This is a genomic window from Mesorhizobium sp. CA6, from assembly GCF_020165035.1.
In the GTDB taxonomy this organism is placed as follows: Bacteria; Pseudomonadota; Alphaproteobacteria; order Rhizobiales; family Rhizobiaceae; genus Mesorhizobium.
This window is the reverse complement of the sequence record NZ_JAIUHI010000014.1, coordinates 134,284-156,033: the sequence shown is the minus strand read 5'-3', so window position 1 is coordinate 156,033 and position 21,750 is coordinate 134,284. Positions and strand designations below refer to the sequence as shown.

Below are 21,750 nucleotides of genomic sequence, written 5' to 3'. Positions count from 1 at the left end.
CGCAGTTTTTGCTCCGGGCGCCAAATCTGGTATTCGCTCAGGCGAGCGCAAGGCATGCGCCATTCGGCCTTCGTCCGCCTTGAGGACATTTCATGCCCAATCATCTCTTCAGCGCTTTCCGTTCCCGCATGCCGGCGCCCGGCCGGTTGCTGATGGAGACGGATGACGGCCGTTCGATCACCTATGGCGACATGGTGGCGAAGTCGGCGCAGCTGGCGCATGCCCTGGCGCAGGCCGGCGTCGAGCCCGGCGACCGCGTCGCGGTCCAGGTCGAGAAGAGCCCAGAGGCGATGCTGCTCTATCTCGCCTCGTTACGCACCGGCGCGGTCTTCCTGCCGCTCAACACCGCCTACACGCTGCCCGAGCTCGACTATTTCTTCCGTGATGCCGAGCCGAAACTGATCGTTTGCGATCCGGACCGCCTTTCGGGCGTCGAGCCGCTTGCCGCGGCGGTCGGCGCCACGGTGCTCACGCTCGGCCGCGACGGCCAGGGGATGCTGGCCAGCCAGGCTTCGCGGCAGGCGACGGACTTCAGCGACGTCGCGCGCGGGCCGGGCGATCTTGCCGCGATCCTCTACACTTCCGGCACGACCGGCCGTTCCAAGGGCGCGATGCTCAGCCACGAGAATCTCGCCTCAAACGCCCGCGTGCTGGTGGAGCAATGGCGCTTCGGCGCCGACGACGTGCTGATCCACGCGCTGCCTATCTTCCACACACACGGCCTGTTCGTCGCCACCAACGTCGTCTTGATGGCCGGCGCGAAAATGTTCTTCGAGCAGAAATTCGATCCCGCGCGCATTCTGTCGCTGATGCCGCGCGCGACGGCTTTGATGGGCGTGCCGACCTTCTATGTGCGGCTGTTGCAGCAGGACGGCCTGACACGCGAGGCGGCGAAGACGATCCGGGTCTTCATTTCCGGCTCGGCGCCGCTGCTCGCCGAAACGCACAAGGCCTGGCGCGAGCGCACCGGCCACGCCATCCTCGAGCGCTACGGCATGACCGAGACCAACATGAACACGTCCAACCCCTATGACGGCGAGCGGCGCGCCGGCACGGTCGGCTTCCCCTTGCCCGGTGTCTCGCTGCGCATCACCGATCCCGAGACGGCCAAGCCGCTGGCCCAGGGCGAGATCGGCATGATCGAGGTCAAGGGGCCGAACGTCTTTGCCGGCTATTGGCGCATGCCCGACAAGACCAAGGCCGAGTTCCGCGACGACGGCTTCTTCATCACCGGCGACCTCGGCCTGATCGATGCCGACGGCTATGTCCACATCGTCGGGCGCGGCAAGGACCTGATCATCTCGGGCGGCTACAATGTCTATCCGAAGGAGATCGAGAGCGAGATCGACGCGCTGGACGGCGTCAGCGAAAGCGCGGTGATCGGCGTGCCGCATCCCGATTTCGGCGAAGGCGTCACGGCGGTCGTGGTGCGCAAGCCGGGCTCGGCGATCAGCGCCGCCGACATTGCCGGCGCCATCGCCGGCCGGCTGGCGAAATACAAGCATCCGAAGCAGGTGATCTTCGTCGACGAACTGCCGCGCAACACGATGGGCAAGGTGCAGAAGAACGTGCTGCGCGAGGCGTATAAGGATATCTACTCCAAAGCCGGCTAACTATCGAGGTTAGCCGAGACGCCCGTAGCGTTCGTCATCCTAGAGCAATTCCGGGAAAAGTGTGAGCGGTTTTCCGTCCGGAATTGCGTAAGAACAAGGAGATAGTGCGGTTCGCCGTTTCGGTGAAACGGTGAAACGCACTAGGGCGAGCAAGGAGCGAAGCGACGCGCGCAGACCCTAGGATCCATTCCGTGACGCTAAGGCGTTGCAACAGTTACAGAATTCTGCACCGTTGCGCCCTGCGGCAGAGGTCACGGAATGGATCCTCGGGTCAAGCCCGAGGATGACGAAACCGCGAGGGCCTACGCTCCAAACACCTTCCTGCCGCCGATCCAGACGTTGCTGACATCCAGGTCCTCCGACAGGCGGACAATGTCGGCGGCGGTGCCGTTGGCGAAGCGGCCGAGGCGGTGGGCCTGGCCGATCGCCTCGGCCGGATAAAGCGAGGCCATGCGCAGAGCCTCGTCGAGTTCCAAGCCGACGACACGATGGACGTAGCGCACGGCCGAAATCATGTCGAGATCGGCGCCGGCCAGCGTGCCGTCGGCAAGCCTGAGACTCCCGTCCTTGCGGTAGATGGTGCGGCCGTTGAGCATGAACGATGTCATGTCGGTGCCGATCGTCGCCATGGCATCGGTGACCAGCACGATCTTGCCAGGCCCCTGCTTGCCGCGCAGCGCAAGCATCATCGTCGCCGGATGGACATGGATGCCGTCGGCGATGATCCCAGCATACAGGCGGCCGGTGTCGGTCGCCGCACCGGCCAGGCCCGGCTCGCGGTTGCCGATCTGGCTCATGGCGTTGAAGAGGTGCGTGACCACCGTGGCGCCGGCTTCGGCGAAGGCGGTGGCCGTCGCGTAATCGGTATCGCTGTGACCGAGGCTGACGACGACGCCGGCCTTGGCCAGCGCCGCGACACGTGCCGGCTCGACCGATTCCGGCGCGATCGTGGTGAGCAGGACGGGAAGCTGTTTGCGCGCCGCGATCAGCGCCGCCTGGTCGGCGTCGGTCATCGGCCGGATCAGCGCCGGATCATGCGCGCCCTTGCGGGCTACCGAGAGATGCGGCCCTTCCAGGTGCAGCCCGAGGAAGCCTGGCGCCTTTTCCCGGGCGGCCTCGGCGCCGGCGGCGATGGCGGCGGCGGTGATCGCCGGCGTGTCGGTGATCAGCGTCACCAGCAGCGCGGTGGTGCCGAAGGGCGCGTGCGCCCGGCAGATGGTCGTGATCGAGGCGACATCGGGATGGTCGTTGAGCATGACGCCACCGCCGCCATTGACCTGGATGTCGACGAAACCGGGCACAAGCAGGCCGCCGCCGGTCTCGACCGTCGAAACGCCGGACGGAATGGCGCCGGCGGGCAGGATGGCCTCGATGACGTCGCCCTTGACGACGAGGGAGGCGTTGTCATGCCAGTCGGCGCCGTCGAAGATGCGGGCGCCGGTGAGTGCGAAACGGTCGCTCATACGGTTTCCGTCACCTTGCGCAGGTTGCGCGGCGCATCGGGGTCGAGGCCGCGATGGCGCGCGAAGGCCTCGACGAAGCCGTAGAAGGACACGATCAGCGGCAGCGGATCGGTCAGCGGGTGGCCGGTGGCGACATGGGGAAGAAGCCGCGCGGCCTTCGCCTTGTCGGATGTGATGAAGGCGGCGGCGCCCTTGGCCGTCAATCCGTCGGCCGCCTCGGCGACCGAGGGTTCGGACGCATCACGGGCGGCAAGCGCCAGGACCGGAAAACCCGGACCGACCAGCGCCAGCGGCCCATGCATGACCTCGGCGGCGCTGTAGGCCTCGGCATGCATGGCGCAGGTTTCCTTGAATTTCAGCGCCGCCTCGCTGGCAATCGCGAAGGACGGGCCGCGGCCGAGGATGAACAGCGATTGCGGGTTTTCCAAAGCGCCGGCGAGCGCCATCCAGTCGCAGGCGATCGCCTTCTCGAAATGGCCGGGAAGGCCGGCGAGCGCCTTGATCAATGCTTGGTCATCCGTGGCATGCGCCATCAGCGCAAGGCCGGCGACGGCCGAATTGACGAAGGTCTTGGTGGCCGCGACGCTACGCTCAGGTCCGGCCAGGATATCGATGGCATAGTCGGAGGCCCGCGCCAGCGGCGAGTCCGCCGCGTTGGTGATGGCGACGGTGAGCGCGCCGCCGGCCCTTGCCGTTTCGGCCATTGCGACGATGTCCGGGCTCTTGCCCGACTGCGAGATCGCCAGGCAGGCCGAGCCCCGGAGCCTCAACCTGGCGCCATAGATCGATGCGATCGACGGCCCGACCGAGGCGACGGCAAGGCCTGCCGTCAGCTCGACGGCATATTTCATGAAGGTCGCGGCATGGTCGGACGAGCCGCGCGCCACGGTGACGACGAAATGCGGATCGCGCTCGCGAAGGCCGCGACCAGCCTCGGCCAACATGGCGGACGAGCCGTCGAGAAGACGCGCGGCCGCTTCCGGGATCTCGTTGATCTCGCGCCGCATATGGGTGGTGCTGGCATTCATGGCCGGAGCTCCTCTCCCGGCCCGGTCAGCCGGAGTTCCGCGACAAAGTCATAGGCGTCGCCCCTGTAGACCGAGCGGGTGAACTCGATCACCTTGCCGCTCGCCAGATAGGAAATGCGCTCGATCTGCAGTCCGGCAACCCCCGGAGGCACTTCCAAGAGGCGCGCATCGGCGTCGCCGAGATTGGTGGCGGAGATGCGCTGCACGGCACGTACCGGGCGATTGCCGGTCGTTTCCAGCGCCGCATAGAGCGAGGAGCCGATCGCTTCGGGATCGGGCAGGACGCTGGCCGAGAGCGCCGCGCGCTCGATCGCCAGCGGCGTGTCGTTGGCGATGCGCAGGCGCGCGACGCGCGCCACCAGCTCGGTCGAGGAGAGGCCCAGCACCATCATCTCGTCCGGCGACGGCGCATAGAGACCGCGATCGAGCCAGACCGAACGCACATTCATGCCGCGGCGCGCCATGTCCTCGGTGAAAGAGGTGAGCCGCGACAGCGACTGCTCGACACGCTCCATGCGCGGCGCGACGAAGGTGCCCGAGCCGTGACGCTGGACGAGGATGCCGCCCTTGACCAGGTCCTGCACCGCCTTGCGCACCGTGACGCGCGAGATGTCGGCCTTGCTCGCGATGTCGCGCTCGGAGGGCAACGCGTCGCCCGGACCGATCAGGCCGCGATTGACCGCTTCCTCGATGCTGCGCCTGAGCTGCAAATAGAGCGGCGCGCCGCTCTGCGAGGATTCTTTCAGCATGGAGAAGATCTGGTCGGCGGCGCTCATCGGGCGGCCTCCGGACCCTTGGCAAAGATGCGCACGGCCATCTGCACGGCGCCGCCCAGCGCATCGTCGAGCGGGGCTTTGAGCAGCGCCTGATAGCGTGCCGAAAGGCGCGGCGCGTAAAGCGGCGCCAGGCCGCCGAGCAGGCAGAGCGGAGCATGGTCGGCAAGCTCGAGCGCGTTGAGCGACGCCTCGACATCGGCGACCGCCTTGCCGAGGATGAAATTGGCGACGAGGTCGCCCTTTTCTGCATGCTCGAAAACCTTTGGCGCGAAGCCGCCGAAATCGCCCGGCTTGGCGTTGGTGGTGAATTCGACCACGTCTTCGGGATTGTTGCGGAAGACAGCGAGCATGGCGTCGGTCAAGGGCGAGCCCGGACGGATGCCGTCATAGGCAAGCAGCGTCTGTTCCAGCAGGTCGCGGCCGATGCGGGCGCCGCTGCCCTGGTCGCCGACCTGGAAACCCCAGCCGCCGATGGCGCGCGACTTGCCGCCCTTACGCGCCATATAGGCGGTGCCGGTGCCCAGAATGGCCATGGCGCCGTCACTAGGCCCGACCGCGCCCTCTAGCGCGATCTCGGCATCGGTTTCGACACGACTCCGGCTGAAGGGCAGGATCGCCTCGAGCTGCTGCCGGTAAGTGCCGACATTGGCGCCGGCGAGACCGAGAATGGCCGGCGTTTGGGGAATCAGTTCCGGATCCGCGCCGGCGGCCAGAAAAGCCTGCCTGGCCGCCTCGACAATGTTGGCACGGGCGCCGGTGAGATCGGTGCGGATGTTGGCGGCGCCGCTCTTGGCGCGGCCGACAACGGCGCCGCCGACGGTCGCAAGGGCCGCCCTGCAGCTGGTGCCGCCGCCATCGATGCCAAGCACGAATTTCACGCGATTTCTCCTCGGAACCGGATAATACCAATAAAATACCAATAGCCAAGAGTTAATTTCTGTTCAAAAAAGGTTAAGGCGCATTTTATTGAAAAATCACGCCAATTTGCCGACAAGGGAGGTCCGCCGCCTGAAATTCATTAATGCGTGTGGACAAGTGGTATTTTTTTGGTATTGTTCGCTCAATCGGAGGAAAATGCATGGCCGAGACGCGCACCGAAGCGCTCCACCAGAATGCCGAGGGGCTGGATGTCCAGGCCCCGGAAACCATTCTGGCGTTCCTGGCCAACGCCCAGATCGAGGCCGGCAAGGCCGTGCACGGCGCCATTCCGGCGATTGCCATTGCCGCCGAACTCATCGCCAAGCTGTTGAAGAGCGGCGGCAAGCTCGCCTATGCGGCGGCCGGCAGCTCCGGCCTGATGGCGGTGGCCGACGCGCTGGAACTGCCCGGCACCTTCGGCATTGCGCGCGACCGCATCGCCATACTGATCGCGGGCGGCGACGACGCCTTCCGCACGCTGGCCGGCGGACCGGAGGACGATACCGAGGAAGCGGCGGCGGCGGTTGCCGCGGCCGCCATCGGCAAGGGCGACTGCCTGATCGCCATTTCCGCCAGCGGCTCGACCCCTTATGCGGTCCAGGCGCTGCAGGACGCGCGCAGCCGGGGCGCCGCCACCATCGCGATTGCCAACAATCGGGGCGCCGTCCTGTTCAAGCAGGCGGACGTCGCCATCCTGCTCGAAACGCCGCCTGAGCTGATCGCCGGCTCGACGCGCATGGGCGCGGGCACGGCGCAGAAGATCGCGCTCAACATGCTTTCGACGCTCACCGCCATCCATCTCGGCCATGTCCATGACGGCTATATGGTTAACCTCACCGCCGACAATATCAAGCTGCGCGACCGCGCCGTGCGCATGGTCGCCGCCATCAGCGGCAAGAGCCGCGACGACGCCGCCCGCCTGCTCGAAGAGAGCCGCGGCGGCGTCAAGACCGCCATTCTGCTCGCCGCGGGCGCCGCCAGCGCCGACGCGGCCGAGAAGATACTGGAAGGAACCGGCCAGAAGCTCAGGCCGGCGCTTTCCGCGCTGGGGCATGATCCCGAAAAATGGAACCCGCTTTTCGGAAAAGATCACGCCCTAACAAAGAGGTAGGGCTCTTTTCATCCCGATTTCCATCGGGGTGAAACGGGCTTGCGAGGGGAGCAAGGGGCGCTGAGCCTCTGTTCTCAAAACCGAACCTGAAAAAGGTCAACAGGGAGACTGAAGATGAAGACCAAACTACTGACGGCCCTTCTGCTCGGCACAAGCATTCTCGGTACGGGCATCCTCGGCACGACCGGGATGGCGCTGGCCGAGGACGTGACGCTCAACATCGAAAGCTGGCGCGGCGACGACCTGACCATCTGGAAGGACAAGCTGATCCCGGCTTTCGAAGCCAAGAACCCCGGCATCAAGGTGGTGTTCGCGCCTTCGGCGCCGACCGAATACGACGCGGCCCTCGGCGCCAAGCTCGCCGCCGGCTCGGCGGGCGACCTGATCACCTGCCGCCCCTTCGACAAGTCGCTGGAGCTGTTCAAGAAGGGCAACCTCGCCGACCTGAGCTCGCTGCCTGGCATGGAGAACTTCTCGCCCGTCGCCAAGGCCGCCTGGCAGACCGACGACGGCAAGTCGAGCTTCTGCGTGCCGATGGCCTCGGTCATCCACGGCTTCATCTACAACAAGGATGCCTTCGACAAGCTCGGCATCAAGGTGCCGCAGACCCGCGACGAGTTCTTCGCGGCGCTCGACAAGATCAAGGCGGACGGCACCTATATCCCGATGGCGATGGGCACCAAGGACCTCTGGGAAGCCGCGACCATGGGCTACCAGAATGTCGGCCCGAACTACTGGAAGGGCGAGGAAGGCCGCCAGGCGCTGATCAAGGGCGAGCAGAAGCTCACCGATCCGCAGTGGGTCGAGCCCTTCAAGGAATTGGCCAAGTGGAAGCCGTATCTCGGCGACGGCTTCGAGGCGCAGACCTATCCGGACAGCCAGAACCTGTTCACGCTCGGCCGCGCCGCCATCTACCCGGCCGGCTCGTGGGAGATCGGCCTGTTCAACACCCAGGCGCAGTTCAAGATGGGCGCCTTCCCGCCGCCGGTCGAGAAGGCCGGCGACACCTGCTACATCTCCGACCACACCGACATCGGCATGGGCCTGAATGCGGCATCGAAGCATGCGGAAGAGGCCAAGAAGTTCCTGTCCTGGGTCGCCTCGCCGGATTTCGCCACCATCTACGCCAACGCACTGCCCGGCTTCTTCAGCCTGAACTCCTCGCCGGTTAAGATGGAAGACCCGCTGGCGCAGGAGTTCGTCTCCTGGCGCGGCAAGTGCAAGTCGACGATCCGCTCGACCTACCAGATCCTGTCGCGCGGCACGCCGAACCTCGAGAACGAGACCTGGGTTGAATCGGCCAATGTGATCAACGGCACCGATACGCCGGAAGCTGCGGCCAAGAAGCTGCAGGACGGCCTCGACAGCTGGTACAAGCCGGCGAAGTAAGAGCATCGATTGCGATGCCGGCCGGGCTCGGGCCCGGCCGGCGTTCAAACAGTTCCCGATAGCGATTGTCGGCGCAGCCTCCTGGTCTTACCCTCGCCGTGCGGGGAAGACGGAGCCGATCTGTCGCTGGCCTTGTCTTTCTCCTCAAGGGGACAGCCAAGCCGTGCATCGAGGCATCAGCTAGCATCAACCGACCTGGAACCCAGAGACGGCGGGGAACCGAACTCATGGCTACCGAACTCATGGCTGCAGAAACGCGACCGAAAAGAGCGATCCGCTGGCATGTCGGCGTCTTCCTGGCGCCGGCGGTGCTGGTCTACACCGCATTCATGATCCTGCCGCTGTTCGGCACGCTGCAGCTTTCGCTGTTCCGCAACATCGAGCAGTCCCAGGTCTTTGTCGGACTGGGCAATTTCCGCACGCTGTTCGGCGATCCGAACTGGTCGGTGAATTTCTGGAACGCGCTGAGGAACAATGTCTGGTTCTTCATCATCCACATGCTGGTGCAGAACCCGATCGGTGTGCTTCTGGCGGCGCTTCTTTCCAGCCCCCGGCTGCGCTTCACCGCCTTCTACCGCACGGCGATCTTCGTGCCGACGATCCTGTCCTTCGTCATCGTCGGCTTCGCCTGGAAGCTGATCCTGTCGCCGATCTGGGGCGTGGCGCCGCATCTGATGGATTTCGTCGGGTTGAAGAGCCTCTTCACGCCGTGGCTCGGCAAGGAGCAATATGCGCTCACCGCGCTCAGCCTGGTCTCGGTCTGGCAGTTCGTCGGCATCCCGATGATGCTGATCTATGCAGCGCTGCTGTCGATCCCCGACGAGGTGATCGAGGCGGCCGAATGCGACGGCGTCACCGGCATGGCGCAGTTCTGGAAGATCAAGCTGCCGCTGATCCTGCCCTCGATCGGCATCATCTCGATCCTGACCTTCGTCGGCAATTTCAACGCTTTCGACCTGATCTACACGGCGCAAGGGGCGCTGGCCGGGCCGAACTATTCGACCGACATCCTCGGCACCTTCCTCTACCGCGCCTTCTTCGGCTTCCAGCTGCAGGTCGGCGATCCCAACATGGGCGCGACCATCGCCACGATCATGTTCCTGATCATCCTCGCCGGCGTCTGCGTCTATCTGTTCCTCGTGCAGACGCGCCTGCGTCGCTACCAGTTCTGAGGCGCACCATGAGCACAGCCACACGTTCGCTTCCCCGCGCCATCGGCGCGCATGCGATCCTCCTGACCTACACGGCGATCGCGCTGTTTCCGGTGGTCCTGGTGGTGATGAATTCGTTCAAGTCGCGCGCAGGCATCTTCGGCGCGCCGCTGACGCCGCCGACGCCGAAGACCTTCGACCTGATCGGCTACACCACGGTGATCGGCCAGGGCGACTTCATCCACTATTTCCAGAACAGCCTCGTCGTCACCGTCGCCTCGCTGTTCTTCGTGCTTCTGTTCGGCGCGATGGCCGCCTTCGCGCTGTCGGAATACCGCTTCCGCGGCAACACGATGATGGGACTCTACCTCGCGCTCGGCATCATGATCCCGATCCGCCTCGGCACCGTCGCCATCCTGCAATTGATGGTGGCGACCGGGCTGGTCAACACGCTGACGGCGCTGATCCTGGTCTATACCGCGCAAGGCCTGCCGCTGGCGATCTTCATCCTGTCGGAATTCATGAAGCAGGTGTCCAGCGACCTGAAGAATGCAGGCCGCATAGACGGGCTTTCGGAATACACGATCTTCTTCCGGCTGGTGCTGCCGCTGGTGCGTCCGTCCATGGCGACCGTCGCCGTCTTCACCATGATCCCGATCTGGAACGATCTGTGGTTCCCGCTGATCCTGGCGCCTTCGGAGGAGACCAAGACCGTGACGCTCGGCGCGCAGCTCTTCCTCGGTCAGTTCGTCACCAACTGGAACGCGATCCTGGCGGCGCTGTCGCTGGCGATCCTGCCGGTGCTGATCCTCTATGTCATCTTCTCGCGGCAGCTGATCCGCGGCATCACGTCGGGAGCGGTGAAGTGAGCCGCAATAGCCAACTTTTGATAGGGCTGCGCTTCACCCTCTCAGGAAAAAATGGAGCAGTCAGGTGAGCGATAAAACCCCTCTTCGCGTAGTCGTCGCCGGCCTCGGCAATATGGGCCGCAGCCATGCGCTTGCCTACCACAGCAACCCAGGCTTCGAGATCGCCGCACTCGTCAACCGTTCCGACGTGCCGCTGCCGGACGGGCTCGCCGGCTACGGCATAAGGCGCTCCTTTGACGACGCGCTGCGCGACGAGAAGCCGGATGTCGCGGCGGTCGCCACCTATTCCGACAGCCATGCCGACTATGCGGTGCGGGCCTTCGAGGCCGGCTGCCATGTCTTCGTCGAGAAGCCGCTGGCGACCACGGTTGCCGACGCAAAGCGAGTGGTCGATGCCGCGAAGGCCAACGGCAAGAAACTGGTAATCGGCTATATCCTGCGTCACCATCCGTCCTGGGTGCGGCTGATCGCCGAGGCGCGCAAGCTCGGCGGCCCATATGTCTTCCGCATGAACCTCAATCAGCAATCCTCCGGCCACACCTGGGAGACGCACAAGCAGCTGATGCAGACGACGTCGCCGATCGTCGATTGCGGCGTGCATTATCTCGACGTGATGCTGCAGATCACCGACTCGAGACCCGTCGAGGTGCGCGGCATGGGGGTGCGGCTGAGCGACGAGGTGGCTCCGTCAATGTACAATTACGGGCACCTGCAGGTGCTGTTCGAGGACGGCTCGGTCGGCTGGTACGAGGCCGGCTGGGGGCCGATGATCTCGGAAACGGCCTTCTTCGTGAAGGACGTCATGTCGCCGAAGGGCTGCGTCTCGATCGTGATGAAGGAGGGCGTCAGGTCCGACGACATCGACACCCATACCAAGACCTCGACGATTAGGCTGCATAGCGCGGCGACTGGGCCGGACGGCAAATTCGCCCGGGAGGACCAGCTGCTGTCGATGGAAGGCGAACCGGGCCACCAGGAGCTTTGCGACCTCGAACAGGCCTTCCTGCTCAAGGCCATCCGCGAAAACATCGACCTCACCCGCCACATGGACGATGCCGTGAAATCGCTCGCCGTCTGCCTTGCCGCCGACGAGAGCGTGCGCAGCGGCAACGCCGTGAAACTCTAGAACAGGGACGACGCCGTGGGTTCGCTGAAGATCGAGAATGTGAAGAAGGCTTTCGGGCCGGTCGAGGTGCTGAAGGGCATCAACCTCGAAGTGACGGACGGCGAGTTCGTCGTCTTCGTCGGCCCGTCCGGCTGCGGAAAATCGACGCTGCTGCGCGTCATCGCCGGCCTGGAAGATTCGACCTCCGGCCGCGTGCTGATCGATGGCACGGACGTTTCCGTCACGCCGCCGGCCAAACGCGGCATCGCCATGGTGTTCCAGACCTACGCGCTCTACCCGCATCTGACGGTTAAGAACAATATGGCGCTTGGCCTGAAGCAGGCCGGCACGCCGGCGGCCGAGATCGAGCGGCGCATCAAGATCGCCTCCGCGATGCTGTCGCTGGAGCCCTATCTCGAGCGCCGCCCGGCGGAACTGTCGGGCGGCCAGCGCCAACGCGTCGCCATCGGCCGCGCCGTGGTGCGCGAGCCGAAGCTGTTCCTGTTCGACGAGCCGCTGTCCAACCTCGATGCCGCGCTGCGCGTCAACACCAGGCTCGAGATCGCGCAGCTGCACCGGCGGCTGAAGGCGACGATGATCTACGTCACCCACGACCAGGTCGAAGCGATGACGCTGGCCGACAAGATCGTGGTGCTCAATGCCGGCCGCATCGAGCAGATCGGCAGTCCGATGGAGCTCTACAATTCGCCGGCCAACGAATTCGTTGCCGGCTTCATCGGCTCGCCGAAGATGAATTTCATCGACGGCGCCAGGCTTGGCGAGACGGCCAAGACCATCGGCGTGCGGCCGGAACATGTCACCGTCGACGCGACGTCGGGCGCCTGGAAAGGCACGGTCGTGCATGCCGAGCATCTCGGCGCCGACACCAATCTCTATCTCGACTGCGAGAAGGCCGGGCTGATCACCGTGCGCATCTTCGGCGTCTACAACGCCGAGCCGGGCGCGACGCTCTACGCGACCCCGGATGCGGCGAAGACGTATCGGTTTGGGGCGGATGGGAAGGTGCTGAAGTAGGCGGCGGCGTTCCCTTCTCCCCTTGTGGGAGAAGGTGGATCGGCGCGCCAGCGCCGAGACGGATGAGGGGTGCTCCAGCGGAGTGCGCCCTCAAAGATTGAAGAATTCCAGGCGTAATTCTGCAGCGCGGAGATCCTTCCAACACCCCTCATCCGGCCGCTTCGCGGCCACCTTCTCCCACAGGGGGAGAAGGGGAAATCTGAGCTTACTCGTCCGCTTTGAAGGTCTGCTTCTGCTGGCCCAATCCCTCGATGCCGAGCTCGACGACGTCGCCGGGCTTCAGGAACACCGGCGGCTTCATGCCGAGACCGACGCCGGGCGGGGTGCCGGTGGAGATGATGTCGCCGGGATGCAGCGACATGAACTGGCTGAGATAGGCGACCAGATATTTCACGCCAAAGACCATGGTCCTGGTCGAGCCGTTCTGCATGGTCTTGCCGTTGACGGTCAGCCACATCTTGAGGTTCTGCGGGTCGGCGACCTCGTCCTTGGTGACCAGCCAGGGGCCGGTCGGGCCGAAGGTGTCGCACGATTTGCCCTTGGTCCACTGACCCTGGCGCTCGGCCTGGAAGGCACGCTCGGAGACGTCATGCGCGACGCAGTAGCCGGCAACATAATCCAGCGCGTCGTCCTCCGAGACATACTTCGCTGTCTTGCCGATGATCACGCCGAGCTCGACTTCCCAGTCGGTCTTGACCGAGCCGCGCGGGATCAGCACGTCGTCATCGGGCCCGACGATCGCCGAGCTTGCCTTCATGAAGATGATCGGCTCCGGCGGCACGGTGGCGCCGGTCTCGGCAGCGTGATCGGAATAATTCAGGCCGATGCAGATGAACTTGCCGGTGCCGGCGACGCAGGCGCCCAGGCGCGGCTTGCCGGGGACCACCGGTAGCGACTTCGGATCGAGCTTCGAGAGCATCTCCAGCGAGGCCGGATGAAGCGCCGTGCCGGCGATATCGGCGACATGAGCCGAAAGGTCGCGGATCACCCCATCCGCATCGAGCAGGCCGGGCTTCTCGCTGCCAGCTTCGCCATAGCGCAACAACTTCATCATTCTTCTCCTAAGGTGCGGCCTGAAGCCATTTGCAAAATTCGTTTCGATGGGGACGTTGCGAAAGCCGGCCGGACCGTAGCCATCGATCTGATCCCCGGCAAGCGCGAACGCCGCATCGGGCGATCTGGCGAAAGGGATTTTCAGACTGATCGATGCAGTACCCCGATCTTCCTGCCAAGCCCTTCCGATTCCTCAGATCGACCAGCCGCCGTCGATGTTATAGGCCTGCCCCGACGTGTAGGTGGCGCCGGCAAGGTAGACCGCGAGATCGGCGATCTCCTCCGGCGTGCCAAGCCGGCCCATGGGCTGGCGGGCGATGAAGGCGGCGCGCGCCGCCTCATAGTCGCCCTGCGCATGCATGCGGTCCTGCAGCGACGGGCTTTCGACCGTGCCCGGGCAGATAGCGTTGCAGCGAATGCCCTTGGCGACATAATCGGCGGCGACCGCTTTGGTCAGGCCGACCACGGCTGCTTTGGTCAGGCCGTAGACGAAGCGGTTCGGCACGCCCTTTTGCGAGCTTGCCAGCGAGGCCATGTTGATGATCGAACCGTCGCCGCGCTCCAGCATGCCCGGCAGCACGGCGCGGATGGTGCGGATCATCGAACGGACATTGAGGTTGAGCGCGAAGTCGAGATCCTCGTCCTTCATCTCGAGGATGGAGCCGCCATGGACGAAACCGGCGCAGTTGAACAGTACGTCGACTTGGCCGATCTCGGCGAAGGCAGTAGCGACGGCTGCATCGTTCAGCACATCGAGCTTGCGTATCTTGATGCCAGGCGTCTTGCCCAGCTCGGCCAGCAGCGGCTCGTTGATATCGGTGGCGTGAACGGTCGCGCCCGTCTTGGCGAAAGCCAGCGCGCTCGCCCGGCCGATGCCTTGCGCCGCCGCGGTGACGACGACCACCTTACCTGCCAGATCCGCCATGTTTTCTCCTCGCTTCCCTGGAGTGTTTCACTGTTTCACAGAAACGGCGAACCGCTCCATCTCCTGCTTTGGCGCAATTCCGGACGGAAAGCCGCTCACACCTTTCCTGGAATTGCTAGTGCGTCCGCCTCTATCGATGGCCGGCCCAGGCGTCGTGTGCCAGACAGCCGGCATCGTGCGGTCAGATTTCCGCTTCATACATAAAGATGTTTTTTCTCGTTAAAGAACACGCGCCCGGGCGTCAAGCCCGAGGGCAATCACCTTCGCGGCAGCGGCCAAAACGGCTCCGTCGCGCGGCGCGCCTCAACCGGAACGCCATCAGTCGCCGTACGGCACCCAGACGTTCTTGACCTCGATGGCGCGGCGCAGGAAGGCCTCGCCTGCCGCCTCCCCCGAGGCCCAGTCGAGCGTGCGGCCGTTGCCGGTCCAGACCCGCTTCAAGTTGCCGATGGAGTCGGCCTCTGCCTTGGCACAGGCGTCGGCATCGGCAAACACCCAGAGCCCGTCGACGTCGTCATGCTTGGCCAGCACGCCGGCCAACTCCGCGCTACGGCCGGTGACGATGTTGATGGCGCCGGCAGGCAAGTCGGAATATTCGATCACCTGGTAGAGGTCTGTGGCCAAAAGCGGATGCCGCTCGGACGGGACGGCGACGACTGTGTTGCCCATGGCAAGCGCCGGCGCGACCAGCGAAATGAAGTTGAGCAAAGGCTGGTTGTCCGGCGCAACGATGCCGACGACGCCGACCGGCTCATGCAGCGCGAGCGTCACGACGCGGGCCGGCGGCTGGTGGACGCGGCCCTCGAACTTGTCGGTCAGGCCGGCATAAAGAAACAGCCGCTCGATCGACTGCTCGACCTCTTCGCGCGCGGCCTTCGCCGTCACGCCGGTCAACTGGACAAGGCGCGCGGCGAACTCATCGGCGCGGCCCGAAAGGTTCTCGGCGAAATAATAGAGCACCTGGCTGCGGTTATAGGCAGTCGCGTCCGGCCAGGCCTTGCAGGCGCGGGCGGCGGCGACGGCATCGCGGATGTCCTTGCGGTTGCCGAGGCCGACTTCGCCTGCAAGCTTGCCCTTGGCGGTGGCGACGGCGAGCGAATAGTTGCCATCCGGGCGCACCTGCTTGCCGCCGACGAACAGCTTTGCCGTGCGGTCGATCGCCATGCCGTCGGCCTGTTCGACCGGCTGGGCCGTTCCGGCCACGGCTGGCTTGATGACGGACCCGACCGGCAGCTTGGCTGCGAGATATTCGAACATGCCCTCGCGGCCGCCTTCGCGGCCAAAACCGCTTTCGCGATAGCCGCCGAAGCCGCAGGCGGCGTCGAACATGTTGGTGCCGTTGACCCACACCACGCCCGCCTTCAATTGCGGCGCGACATGCAGGGCCAGATTGATGTTCTCGCTCCACACCGAAGCGGCAAGGCCGTAGCGCGTGTTGTTGGCAAGCTCGATCGCTTCCTCGGTGTTGCGGAAGCTCATCGTCGCCAGGACAGGGCCAAAGACCTCTTCCTGCGCCAGAATGTTAGCCGGCGAAACACTCGTCGCGAGCGTCGGCAGGTGATAGTAGCCTGTCGTCGGCAAGGCAGCGTCCGGCTGCCAGCAGACGGCGCCCTGTTTCGCGCCCTCGGCGATGAGACCCTTGACGCGGTCCAGCTGGGCGCGGTCGACAAGCGGGCCGATGTCGGTGTTCTTGTCGAGCGGACTGCCGACGCGCAGCCGCGCCATCCTGACCTTGATCTTCGCAATGAGGGCCTCGGCGATGCCTTCCTGCACCAGGAGGCGCGAGCCGGCGCAGCAGACCTGGCCCTGGTTGAACCAGATGCCGTCGACCAGACCTTCGACGGCGCTGTCGAGATCGGCATCCTCGAAGACGATGAAGGCCGACTTGCCGCCGAGCTCCAGTGAAAGCTTCTTGCCCGACCCGGCGGTGGCCTTGCGGATGATCTTGCCGACTTCCGAAGAGCCGGTGAAGGCGATCTTCTGGACGCCGGGATGATTGACGATGGCCGCACCGGCCTCCGGTCCGCCCTGGACGATGTTGACGACTCCTTTCGGCACGCCGGCCCGCTCGCAGATCTCGGCGAACAATATGGCGGTGAGCGGCGTGAATTCGGCCGGCTTCAGCACCACCGTGCAGCCGGCGGCCAGAGCCGGCGCGATCTTCCAGGCCAGCATCAGAAGCGGAAAATTCCACGGGATGACCTGGCCGACGACGCCTACCGGCTTGTGATCTGGAAAATCCTTGTCCAGCGTCTGCGCCCAGCCGGCATGATGGATGAAATGACGGATCGCCAGCGGCACATCAATGTCACGGCTTTCGCGGATCGGCTTGCCGTTGTCGATCGATTCCAGCACCGCGAGCAGGCGCTGGTGGCGCTGCATGGCGCGGCCGATGGCATAGAGCACTTTCGCGCGGGCGTAGCCCGAGGATGCCGACCATTTCGGCAGCGCTTTTGCCGCAGCAGCGACCGCGCTATCGATGTCGGCGGCGCCGGCATCCGAGACCTTGGCCAGAAGCTTGCCGGAAGACGGCTCGCTGGTGTCGAAAGTCTTGCCGCTTGTCGCCGCTTTCCAGCCGCCGTCGATGAACAGCGCCTTGGAGAAGTCGCGCGAGATCAACCAGGCGTCGGCCTCGTTGCGGGCTTCCGGCGCCGGGCCGTATTCCATGGCGTGATAGCGTTCGAGGATGTTCATGGGGCGCACTCGTAGCCTACGCCATCGCGTGGCGGTGGTTGGCCGAATAGTGGCCGGTCAAATGATGTTCGAGCTGGCGCTCGATGTCGGTGAGCAGGCTGGAGGCGCCGAAGCGGAACAGGTCCGGCTCGAGCCAGGGACGGCCGAGCTCCTCTTTCATCAGCACCAGCCAGTCGAGCGAGACTTTTGCCGTCGAAATGCCGCCGGCCGGTTTGAAGCCGATGAGATAGCCGGTTTCCTCAAAATAGGCGCGGATGGCGCGCACCATGGCAAGGCCGACGGGAAGCGTGGCGTTGACGCCTTCCTTGCCGGTCGAGGTTTTTATGAAATCGGCGCCCGCCATCATCGCAACCATCGAGGCGAGCATCACGTTGCGCAGCGTGGCGAGGTCGCCGGTGCCGAGAATAACCTTGAGATGCGCATCGCCGCAGGCGGCGCGCATGGCGACGATCTCGTTGAACAGCTCGCGCCATTTGGCGCCGTAGACCAGGCCGCGCGGAATGACGACGTCGATCTCGTCGGCGCCGTCCTTCACCGATGCTTCGATCTCCTGCAGGCGGGTCGAGAGCGGCGCAAGGCCGTGCGGGAAAGCAGTCGAGACGGCGGCGACATGGATGCCGGTGCCGCGCACGGCGTCGACCGCGGTGGCGACGAAGGGATGGTAGACGCAGACCGCCGCCGGACGGATCGCCTCGCTCGATATGCCGAGGCCCTCGACGATATCGCGACGCAGGGGATTGATCGCCTTGGCGCAAAGCCGGCGCACGCGCTCGTCGGTGTCGTTGGAGTTCAGCGTGGTGAGGTCCATGCAGGCGATGGCGCGCAGGAGCCAGGCGGCCTGGTTGTCGGCCTTGATCGAGCGCCGCTTGGTGAGCGTCGCGACGCGACGCTCCAGCGCCGAGCGGTTGACGCTGCGCACCGATTCCAGAAAGCCGAGATCGAGCTTCATGCCGGGGTTGCGGGCGATGCCGTGTTCCAGCGGCAGCGGCGTGTTGGCGGCGGCCCGCGCCGGCAGCGGCATCACCTTGGGCGCGCCTGCGCCGGCCTCGCGGATCGTGCTCATCTCCTGCCCTTTCACTCAGCGCCTTTGCGCTTTTATGCCTTCGTGGGTGTCATTGGGTGGCACGAACGAAGATAGCCCGTGAAGCGATGCTTCACGAGTCTTTCAAAGGGTCATAGCGCAAAAAGCCCGCTCAGGCAGCAGATTTTTGACCGTATGGTCAAAACATCATGCTGGGTAGGCGCTCCATGCGTTGGAGATTGGCCGAAATGCCCATCCCTTCGTCATACTCGGGCTTGACCCGAGTATCCATGCCGTGACCTCTGCCGCAGAGTGCAACGGTGCAGAATTCCGTAACCGCCGCAATGCCTTAGCGTAACGGCATGGAGGGTCTGCGCGCGTCGCTCCGCTCCTTGCTCCGCCCTAGAATGACGAAGCGCGAATGCCGTCGCTAATCTCAGACGCCTCCAACAGAGCAGGCGGACCGCGATATGTCTCAGCCGACGAAAGCGCGCTCGACGACGAAGCTGGCCGGGTGGCTCAAGGAGCCTTCCTGGAAGCCGAGGCTTTCGGCGAGTTCCTTGACGTCCTTCAGCATGTGCATCGAGCCGCAGATCATGATGCGGTCCGTCTCGGGATTGAGCTTGTCGATGCCGAGGTCGGAATAGAACTTGCCCGAGCCGATCAGCGCGGTGATGCGGCCCATGCGCGCCGACTCTTCGCGCGTCGTCGAATTGTAGAGCGTGACGCGGCCGCCGGTCAGCTCGCCGATCAGCGGATCGCTTTCGAGCGCCGCCACCAGCTCCTGGCCATAGGTGAGCTCGGCATTGTCGCGGCAGGTGTGGGTGAGGATGACCTCGTCGAACTTCTCGTAGGTATCGGGGTCGCGCAGCAGGCTGGCGAAGGGCGCGATGCCGGTGCCGGTCGAGATCATGATCACGCGCTTGGCAGGCGTCAGCGCGTCGAGCACCAGCGTGCCGGTCGACTTCTGACGCATGATGACGGTGTCGCCGACCTCGATCTTCTGCAGCTCGGACGTCAGCGGACCGTCCGGGACCTTGATCGAGAAGAATTCGAGCTCGTCGTCCCAGGCGGGGCTCGCGACCGAATAGGCGCGGAAGATCGGCTTCTCGGCATTGGGCAGGCCGATCATGACGAACTCGCCGGAGCGGAAGCGCAGCGACTGCGGCCGGGTGATGCGGAAGGAGAACAACCGATCGGTATAATGCTTCACCGACACCACGGTCTCGGCATAGACATTGGCCGGGATCGGGAACTGCAGCGGCTTTGCGCCGGCGACGTTCAACGCGGATGTCGTGTTCATTCCAACCCAACTTTCCGGCCCAGATGAAACGCACTGGGCGCCAAACTTTCTCCTACGCGCCCGAACGGTCAGGTTCCGGCGTGCTCCCTGCACACTGTCAAGCGGTAAGCTCTTGTGTCGATAATTTATTAGTATACAAATGATCTTCAGGTCAAGATGGCGGCGTAAAACGCCTTTCCAAACCGAGGCATATCCGTAGTCCTGGCATTTCGGGTTTCGGCAATGAATGAGAAATTTTCGGCGTCGGCGGGAAGCGTCGTGGCTGGCATCGATGTCGGCGGGACTTTCACCGATCTGCTTTTGATCGACGGCAAGGCGGGCGGCAAGGTCCATATCGCAAAGACACCGACCACGGTGGAAAACCAGGCCTTCGGCGTCGTCGCGGCACTTGGCGCCACCGGTTTTCCGATCGACGCCATCGACCTCATCGTGCATGGCACGACGACCACGACCAACGCCGTGCTGGAGCGCCGGTTGGCGCGGACCGGCATGATCACCACCCGAGGCTTTCGCGACGTGATCGAGCTTGGGCGGCGCACGAGGCCGCAGGCCTATGGGATGACGGGCACTTTTGTCCCCGTCATTCCCCGCGACCTTCGGCTTGAAGTGTCGGAGCGGGTCGAGGCGTCGGGCGCCGTGCGCATTGAACTCGACGAAGCCGAGATGCGCGATGCGGTGAAGGCGCTGCTCGACGCCGGCTGCGAGTCGCTGGTCATCCATTTCCTGCACTCCTACGCCAACCCGTCGCATGAGCGGCGTGCGGCAGAGATCGCGGCGGAGCTCTGGCCGAACGGCCACATCACCACCGGCCATGCGCTGCTTTCGGAAGCGCGCGAGTTCGAGCGCGGCGTCACCGCGGCGGTCAACGCCTCGGTGCAGCCGATCCTGGAGCGCTATGTCGAGCGGCTGCGCAAGGAGCTTGCCGCGAAAGGCTATGCGCGCGACTTCCTGATCATGAACGGCAATGGCGGCATGATCTCGGCCCGCTTCGTCACGCAGGAATCGGCCAAGACCGTGATGTCCGGCCCGGCCTCCGGCGTGATCGCCGCCGCCTATACGGGAAAACGCGCCGGCTTCGGCAATCTCGTCACCTACGACATGGGCGGCACCTCGACCGACGTGGCGCTGATCCGCAACGCCGAACCCGCCGTCTCCAACGAGATCGAGATCGAATATGCGATGCCGATCCATGTGCCGATGGTGGCGGTGCACACGGTGGGCGCCGGCGGCGGCTCGATCGCGCGCGTCGATGCGGCCGGGCTGATCCAGATCGGCCCGGAAAGCGCCGGCGCCAACCCAGGCCCGATCTGCTACGGGCGCGGCGGCATCGAGCCGACCATCACCGACGCCAATCTGGTGCTCGGCCGCCTGGCGCCGAAGAAATTGCTGGCCGTCGACAATCCGGTCACGGTCGAGCGCGTCACCGGGATTTTCGAGGAGAAGATCGGCAAGCGCACAGGGCTCTCCGGCGTCGAAGCGGCGGGTGCCGTCTTGAGGCTCGGCAACATGAAGATGGCGGGCGCCATCCGCATGGTCTCGGTCTCGCGCGGCCACGATCCGCGCGATTTCGCGCTGTTCGCCTTCGGCGGCGCCGGACCGCTGCACGCCACGGCGCTCGCACGCGAGCTCGGCCTGCCCAGGGTGCTGGTGCCGGCGCGCCCGGGCATCACCAATGCGCTCGGCTGCGTTGTGGCCGATCTGCGGCACGACTTCGTCAACACAATCAATCAGCCCGTCGGCGGCCTCGACGAAACCGCGCTTCGCGAGGTGTTGGAACGGCACCGTAACGAGGGCGAAGCGCTGATCGCCAAGGAAGCTGTGAAGCCGGACGAAATCCGCGTCACCCATTCGGCCGACATGCAGTTCGTCGGCCAGACGCACATTATCAACGTGCCGCTGCCCTCCTCGTCGGTTTCACGAGAAACACTGCAGCTTCTGTTCGAAAAAGCCTATTTCGCCCGCTTCAAGGTCGAGCTGCCGGAAATCCGCGCCAACCTCGTCAACCTCAACACCTCGGTCACCGGCGTGCGGCCGCAGATCGACCTGTCGCGGCTGATCGACCCCGCAGGACGCGCGGCCACGCTTGAGGAGGCGCGGCGCGAAATCCGGCCGGTCTGGTACAACGGGGGCTGGCACGACACCCCGGTCTATGCGCGCGAAAAGCTGCCGCTCGACGCCACAATCGAGGGACCGGCGATCCTGGAGCAGATGGATGCGACGACCGTGCTCGAACCCGGCGACCGGGCGCGCTCGGATGCGGACGGCAACATCATCATCGACATCGGCGAGGCTTAAG

At 64.8% G+C, this 21,750-nt stretch carries 17 protein-coding genes; 8 read left to right on the top strand and 9 right to left on the bottom strand.

Annotation, left to right across the window (positions count from 1 at the left end; all coding sequences use genetic code 11):
- The first annotated feature begins 92 nt into the window (after positions 1–92).
- The gene (locus tag LB526_RS21520) at positions 93–1,613 is read left to right on the top strand and encodes a malonate--CoA ligase (protein WP_224629693.1); all 1,521 of its coding nucleotides are present in this window, start codon (positions 93–95) and stop codon (positions 1,611–1,613) included.
- Positions 1,614–1,915: 302 nt separating this feature from the next.
- Here LB526_RS21520 and nagA read toward each other — a convergent pair whose 3' ends face one another.
- Genes nagA through LB526_RS21500 form a run of 4 tightly spaced genes read right to left on the bottom strand, consistent with a single transcriptional unit; the run spans position 1,916 to position 5,758 of the window.
- Positions 1,916–3,076, bottom strand: a complete 1,161-nt coding sequence (gene nagA, locus LB526_RS21515) for an N-acetylglucosamine-6-phosphate deacetylase (protein WP_224629692.1) — start codon at positions 3,074–3,076, stop codon at positions 1,916–1,918.
- A complete protein-coding gene (locus tag LB526_RS21510; RefSeq protein ID WP_224629690.1) occupies positions 3,073–4,104 on the bottom strand; it encodes an SIS domain-containing protein in 1,032 nt (343 codons plus the stop codon). The genes nagA and LB526_RS21510 overlap by 4 nt, the downstream gene beginning before the upstream one ends.
- Positions 4,101–4,880 carry a GntR family transcriptional regulator gene (locus tag LB526_RS21505; protein ID WP_224531693.1) on the bottom strand — a complete coding sequence of 260 codons (780 nt, stop codon included), beginning with the start codon at positions 4,878–4,880 and terminating at the stop codon, positions 4,101–4,103. The genes LB526_RS21510 and LB526_RS21505 overlap by 4 nt, the downstream gene beginning before the upstream one ends.
- The gene (locus tag LB526_RS21500; RefSeq protein WP_224629689.1) at positions 4,877–5,758 is read right to left on the bottom strand and encodes a BadF/BadG/BcrA/BcrD ATPase family protein; all 882 of its coding nucleotides are present in this window, start codon (positions 5,756–5,758) and stop codon (positions 4,877–4,879) included. The genes LB526_RS21505 and LB526_RS21500 overlap by 4 nt, the downstream gene beginning before the upstream one ends.
- A 200-nt stretch (positions 5,759–5,958) precedes the next feature.
- Between LB526_RS21500 and LB526_RS21495 the strand changes: the two genes are divergently transcribed.
- From LB526_RS21495 to LB526_RS21470, 6 genes are all read left to right on the top strand, one after another.
- Positions 5,959–6,909 (top strand): N-acetylmuramic acid 6-phosphate etherase, encoded by a 951-nt coding sequence (locus tag LB526_RS21495; RefSeq protein ID WP_224629688.1) that lies wholly within the window; start codon positions 5,959–5,961, stop codon positions 6,907–6,909.
- Positions 6,910–7,023: 114 nt separating this feature from the next.
- Positions 7,024–8,298, top strand: a complete 1,275-nt coding sequence (locus LB526_RS21490; RefSeq protein ID WP_224545272.1) for an ABC transporter substrate-binding protein — start codon at positions 7,024–7,026, stop codon at positions 8,296–8,298.
- Positions 8,299–8,540: 242 nt separating this feature from the next.
- A complete protein-coding gene (locus tag LB526_RS21485; protein ID WP_224629771.1) occupies positions 8,541–9,470 on the top strand; it encodes a carbohydrate ABC transporter permease in 930 nt (309 codons plus the stop codon).
- Positions 9,471–9,478: 8 nt separating this feature from the next.
- Positions 9,479–10,318, top strand: coding sequence for a carbohydrate ABC transporter permease (locus LB526_RS21480; protein WP_224604417.1), 840 nt, complete (start codon positions 9,479–9,481; stop codon positions 10,316–10,318).
- Positions 10,319–10,382: 64 nt separating this feature from the next.
- Positions 10,383–11,444 (top strand): Gfo/Idh/MocA family protein, encoded by a 1,062-nt coding sequence (locus LB526_RS21475; RefSeq protein ID WP_224545271.1) that lies wholly within the window; start codon positions 10,383–10,385, stop codon positions 11,442–11,444.
- A gap of 15 nt (positions 11,445–11,459) precedes the next feature.
- Complete coding sequence (locus LB526_RS21470) at positions 11,460–12,458, top strand: ABC transporter ATP-binding protein (protein ID WP_224545270.1); 999 nt, start codon at positions 11,460–11,462, stop codon at positions 12,456–12,458.
- A 205-nt stretch (positions 12,459–12,663) separates the two neighbouring features.
- Here the strand turns inward: LB526_RS21470 and LB526_RS21465 are convergent, their stop codons facing one another.
- The 5 genes from LB526_RS21465 to LB526_RS21445 form a co-directional block, all read right to left on the bottom strand.
- Positions 12,664–13,509, bottom strand: coding sequence for a fumarylacetoacetate hydrolase family protein (locus LB526_RS21465; RefSeq protein ID WP_224629769.1), 846 nt, complete (start codon positions 13,507–13,509; stop codon positions 12,664–12,666).
- Between the two features lie 195 nt (positions 13,510–13,704).
- Positions 13,705–14,436: an SDR family oxidoreductase gene (locus tag LB526_RS21460; RefSeq protein WP_224629686.1), complete on the bottom strand. Its 732-nt coding sequence runs from the start codon at positions 14,434–14,436 to the stop codon at positions 13,705–13,707.
- 318 nt (positions 14,437–14,754) lie between these two features.
- The gene (locus tag LB526_RS21455; protein ID WP_224629684.1) at positions 14,755–17,130 is read right to left on the bottom strand and encodes an aldehyde dehydrogenase family protein; all 2,376 of its coding nucleotides are present in this window, start codon (positions 17,128–17,130) and stop codon (positions 14,755–14,757) included.
- Between the two features lie 16 nt (positions 17,131–17,146).
- On the bottom strand, positions 17,147–18,193 hold the full coding sequence (deoC, locus tag LB526_RS21450) for a deoxyribose-phosphate aldolase (protein WP_224629682.1): 1,047 nt from the start codon (positions 18,191–18,193) through the stop codon (positions 17,147–17,149).
- Positions 18,194–18,626: 433 nt separating this feature from the next.
- The gene (locus tag LB526_RS21445; protein WP_224629680.1) at positions 18,627–19,454 is read right to left on the bottom strand and encodes a ferredoxin--NADP reductase; all 828 of its coding nucleotides are present in this window, start codon (positions 19,452–19,454) and stop codon (positions 18,627–18,629) included.
- A 222-nt stretch (positions 19,455–19,676) separates the two neighbouring features.
- Between LB526_RS21445 and LB526_RS21440 the strand changes: the two genes are divergently transcribed.
- Positions 19,677–21,749: a hydantoinase/oxoprolinase family protein gene (locus tag LB526_RS21440; protein WP_224629679.1), complete on the top strand. Its 2,073-nt coding sequence runs from the start codon at positions 19,677–19,679 to the stop codon at positions 21,747–21,749.
- Position 21,750 lies beyond the last annotated feature (1 nt).

Bases quoted from the DNA above. Each gene is read 5' to 3' on its own strand.
- LB526_RS21520 (WP_224629693.1), top strand. From the start codon at position 93: ATGCCCAATCATCTCTTCAGCGCTTTCCGTTCCCGCATGCCGGCGCCC.
- nagA (WP_224629692.1), bottom strand. From the start codon at position 3,076: ATGAGCGACCGTTTCGCACTCACCGGCGCCCGCATCTTCGACGGCGCC.
- LB526_RS21510 (WP_224629690.1), bottom strand. From the start codon at position 4,104: ATGAATGCCAGCACCACCCATATGCGGCGCGAGATCAACGAGATCCCG.
- LB526_RS21505 (WP_224531693.1), bottom strand. From the start codon at position 4,880: ATGAGCGCCGCCGACCAGATCTTCTCCATGCTGAAAGAATCCTCGCAG.
- LB526_RS21495 (WP_224629688.1), top strand. From the start codon at position 5,959: ATGGCCGAGACGCGCACCGAAGCGCTCCACCAGAATGCCGAGGGGCTG.
- LB526_RS21490 (WP_224545272.1), top strand. From the start codon at position 7,024: ATGAAGACCAAACTACTGACGGCCCTTCTGCTCGGCACAAGCATTCTC.
- LB526_RS21485 (WP_224629771.1), top strand. From the start codon at position 8,541: ATGGCTGCAGAAACGCGACCGAAAAGAGCGATCCGCTGGCATGTCGGC.
- LB526_RS21480 (WP_224604417.1), top strand. From the start codon at position 9,479: ATGAGCACAGCCACACGTTCGCTTCCCCGCGCCATCGGCGCGCATGCG.
- LB526_RS21465 (WP_224629769.1), bottom strand. From the start codon at position 13,509: ATGAAGTTGTTGCGCTATGGCGAAGCTGGCAGCGAGAAGCCCGGCCTG.
- LB526_RS21460 (WP_224629686.1), bottom strand. From the start codon at position 14,436: ATGGCGGATCTGGCAGGTAAGGTGGTCGTCGTCACCGCGGCGGCGCAA.
- LB526_RS21455 (WP_224629684.1), bottom strand. From the start codon at position 17,130: ATGAACATCCTCGAACGCTATCACGCCATGGAATACGGCCCGGCGCCG.
- deoC (WP_224629682.1), bottom strand. From the start codon at position 18,193: ATGAGCACGATCCGCGAGGCCGGCGCAGGCGCGCCCAAGGTGATGCCG.
- LB526_RS21445 (WP_224629680.1), bottom strand. From the start codon at position 19,454: ATGAACACGACATCCGCGTTGAACGTCGCCGGCGCAAAGCCGCTGCAG.
- LB526_RS21440 (WP_224629679.1), top strand. From the start codon at position 19,677: ATGAATGAGAAATTTTCGGCGTCGGCGGGAAGCGTCGTGGCTGGCATC.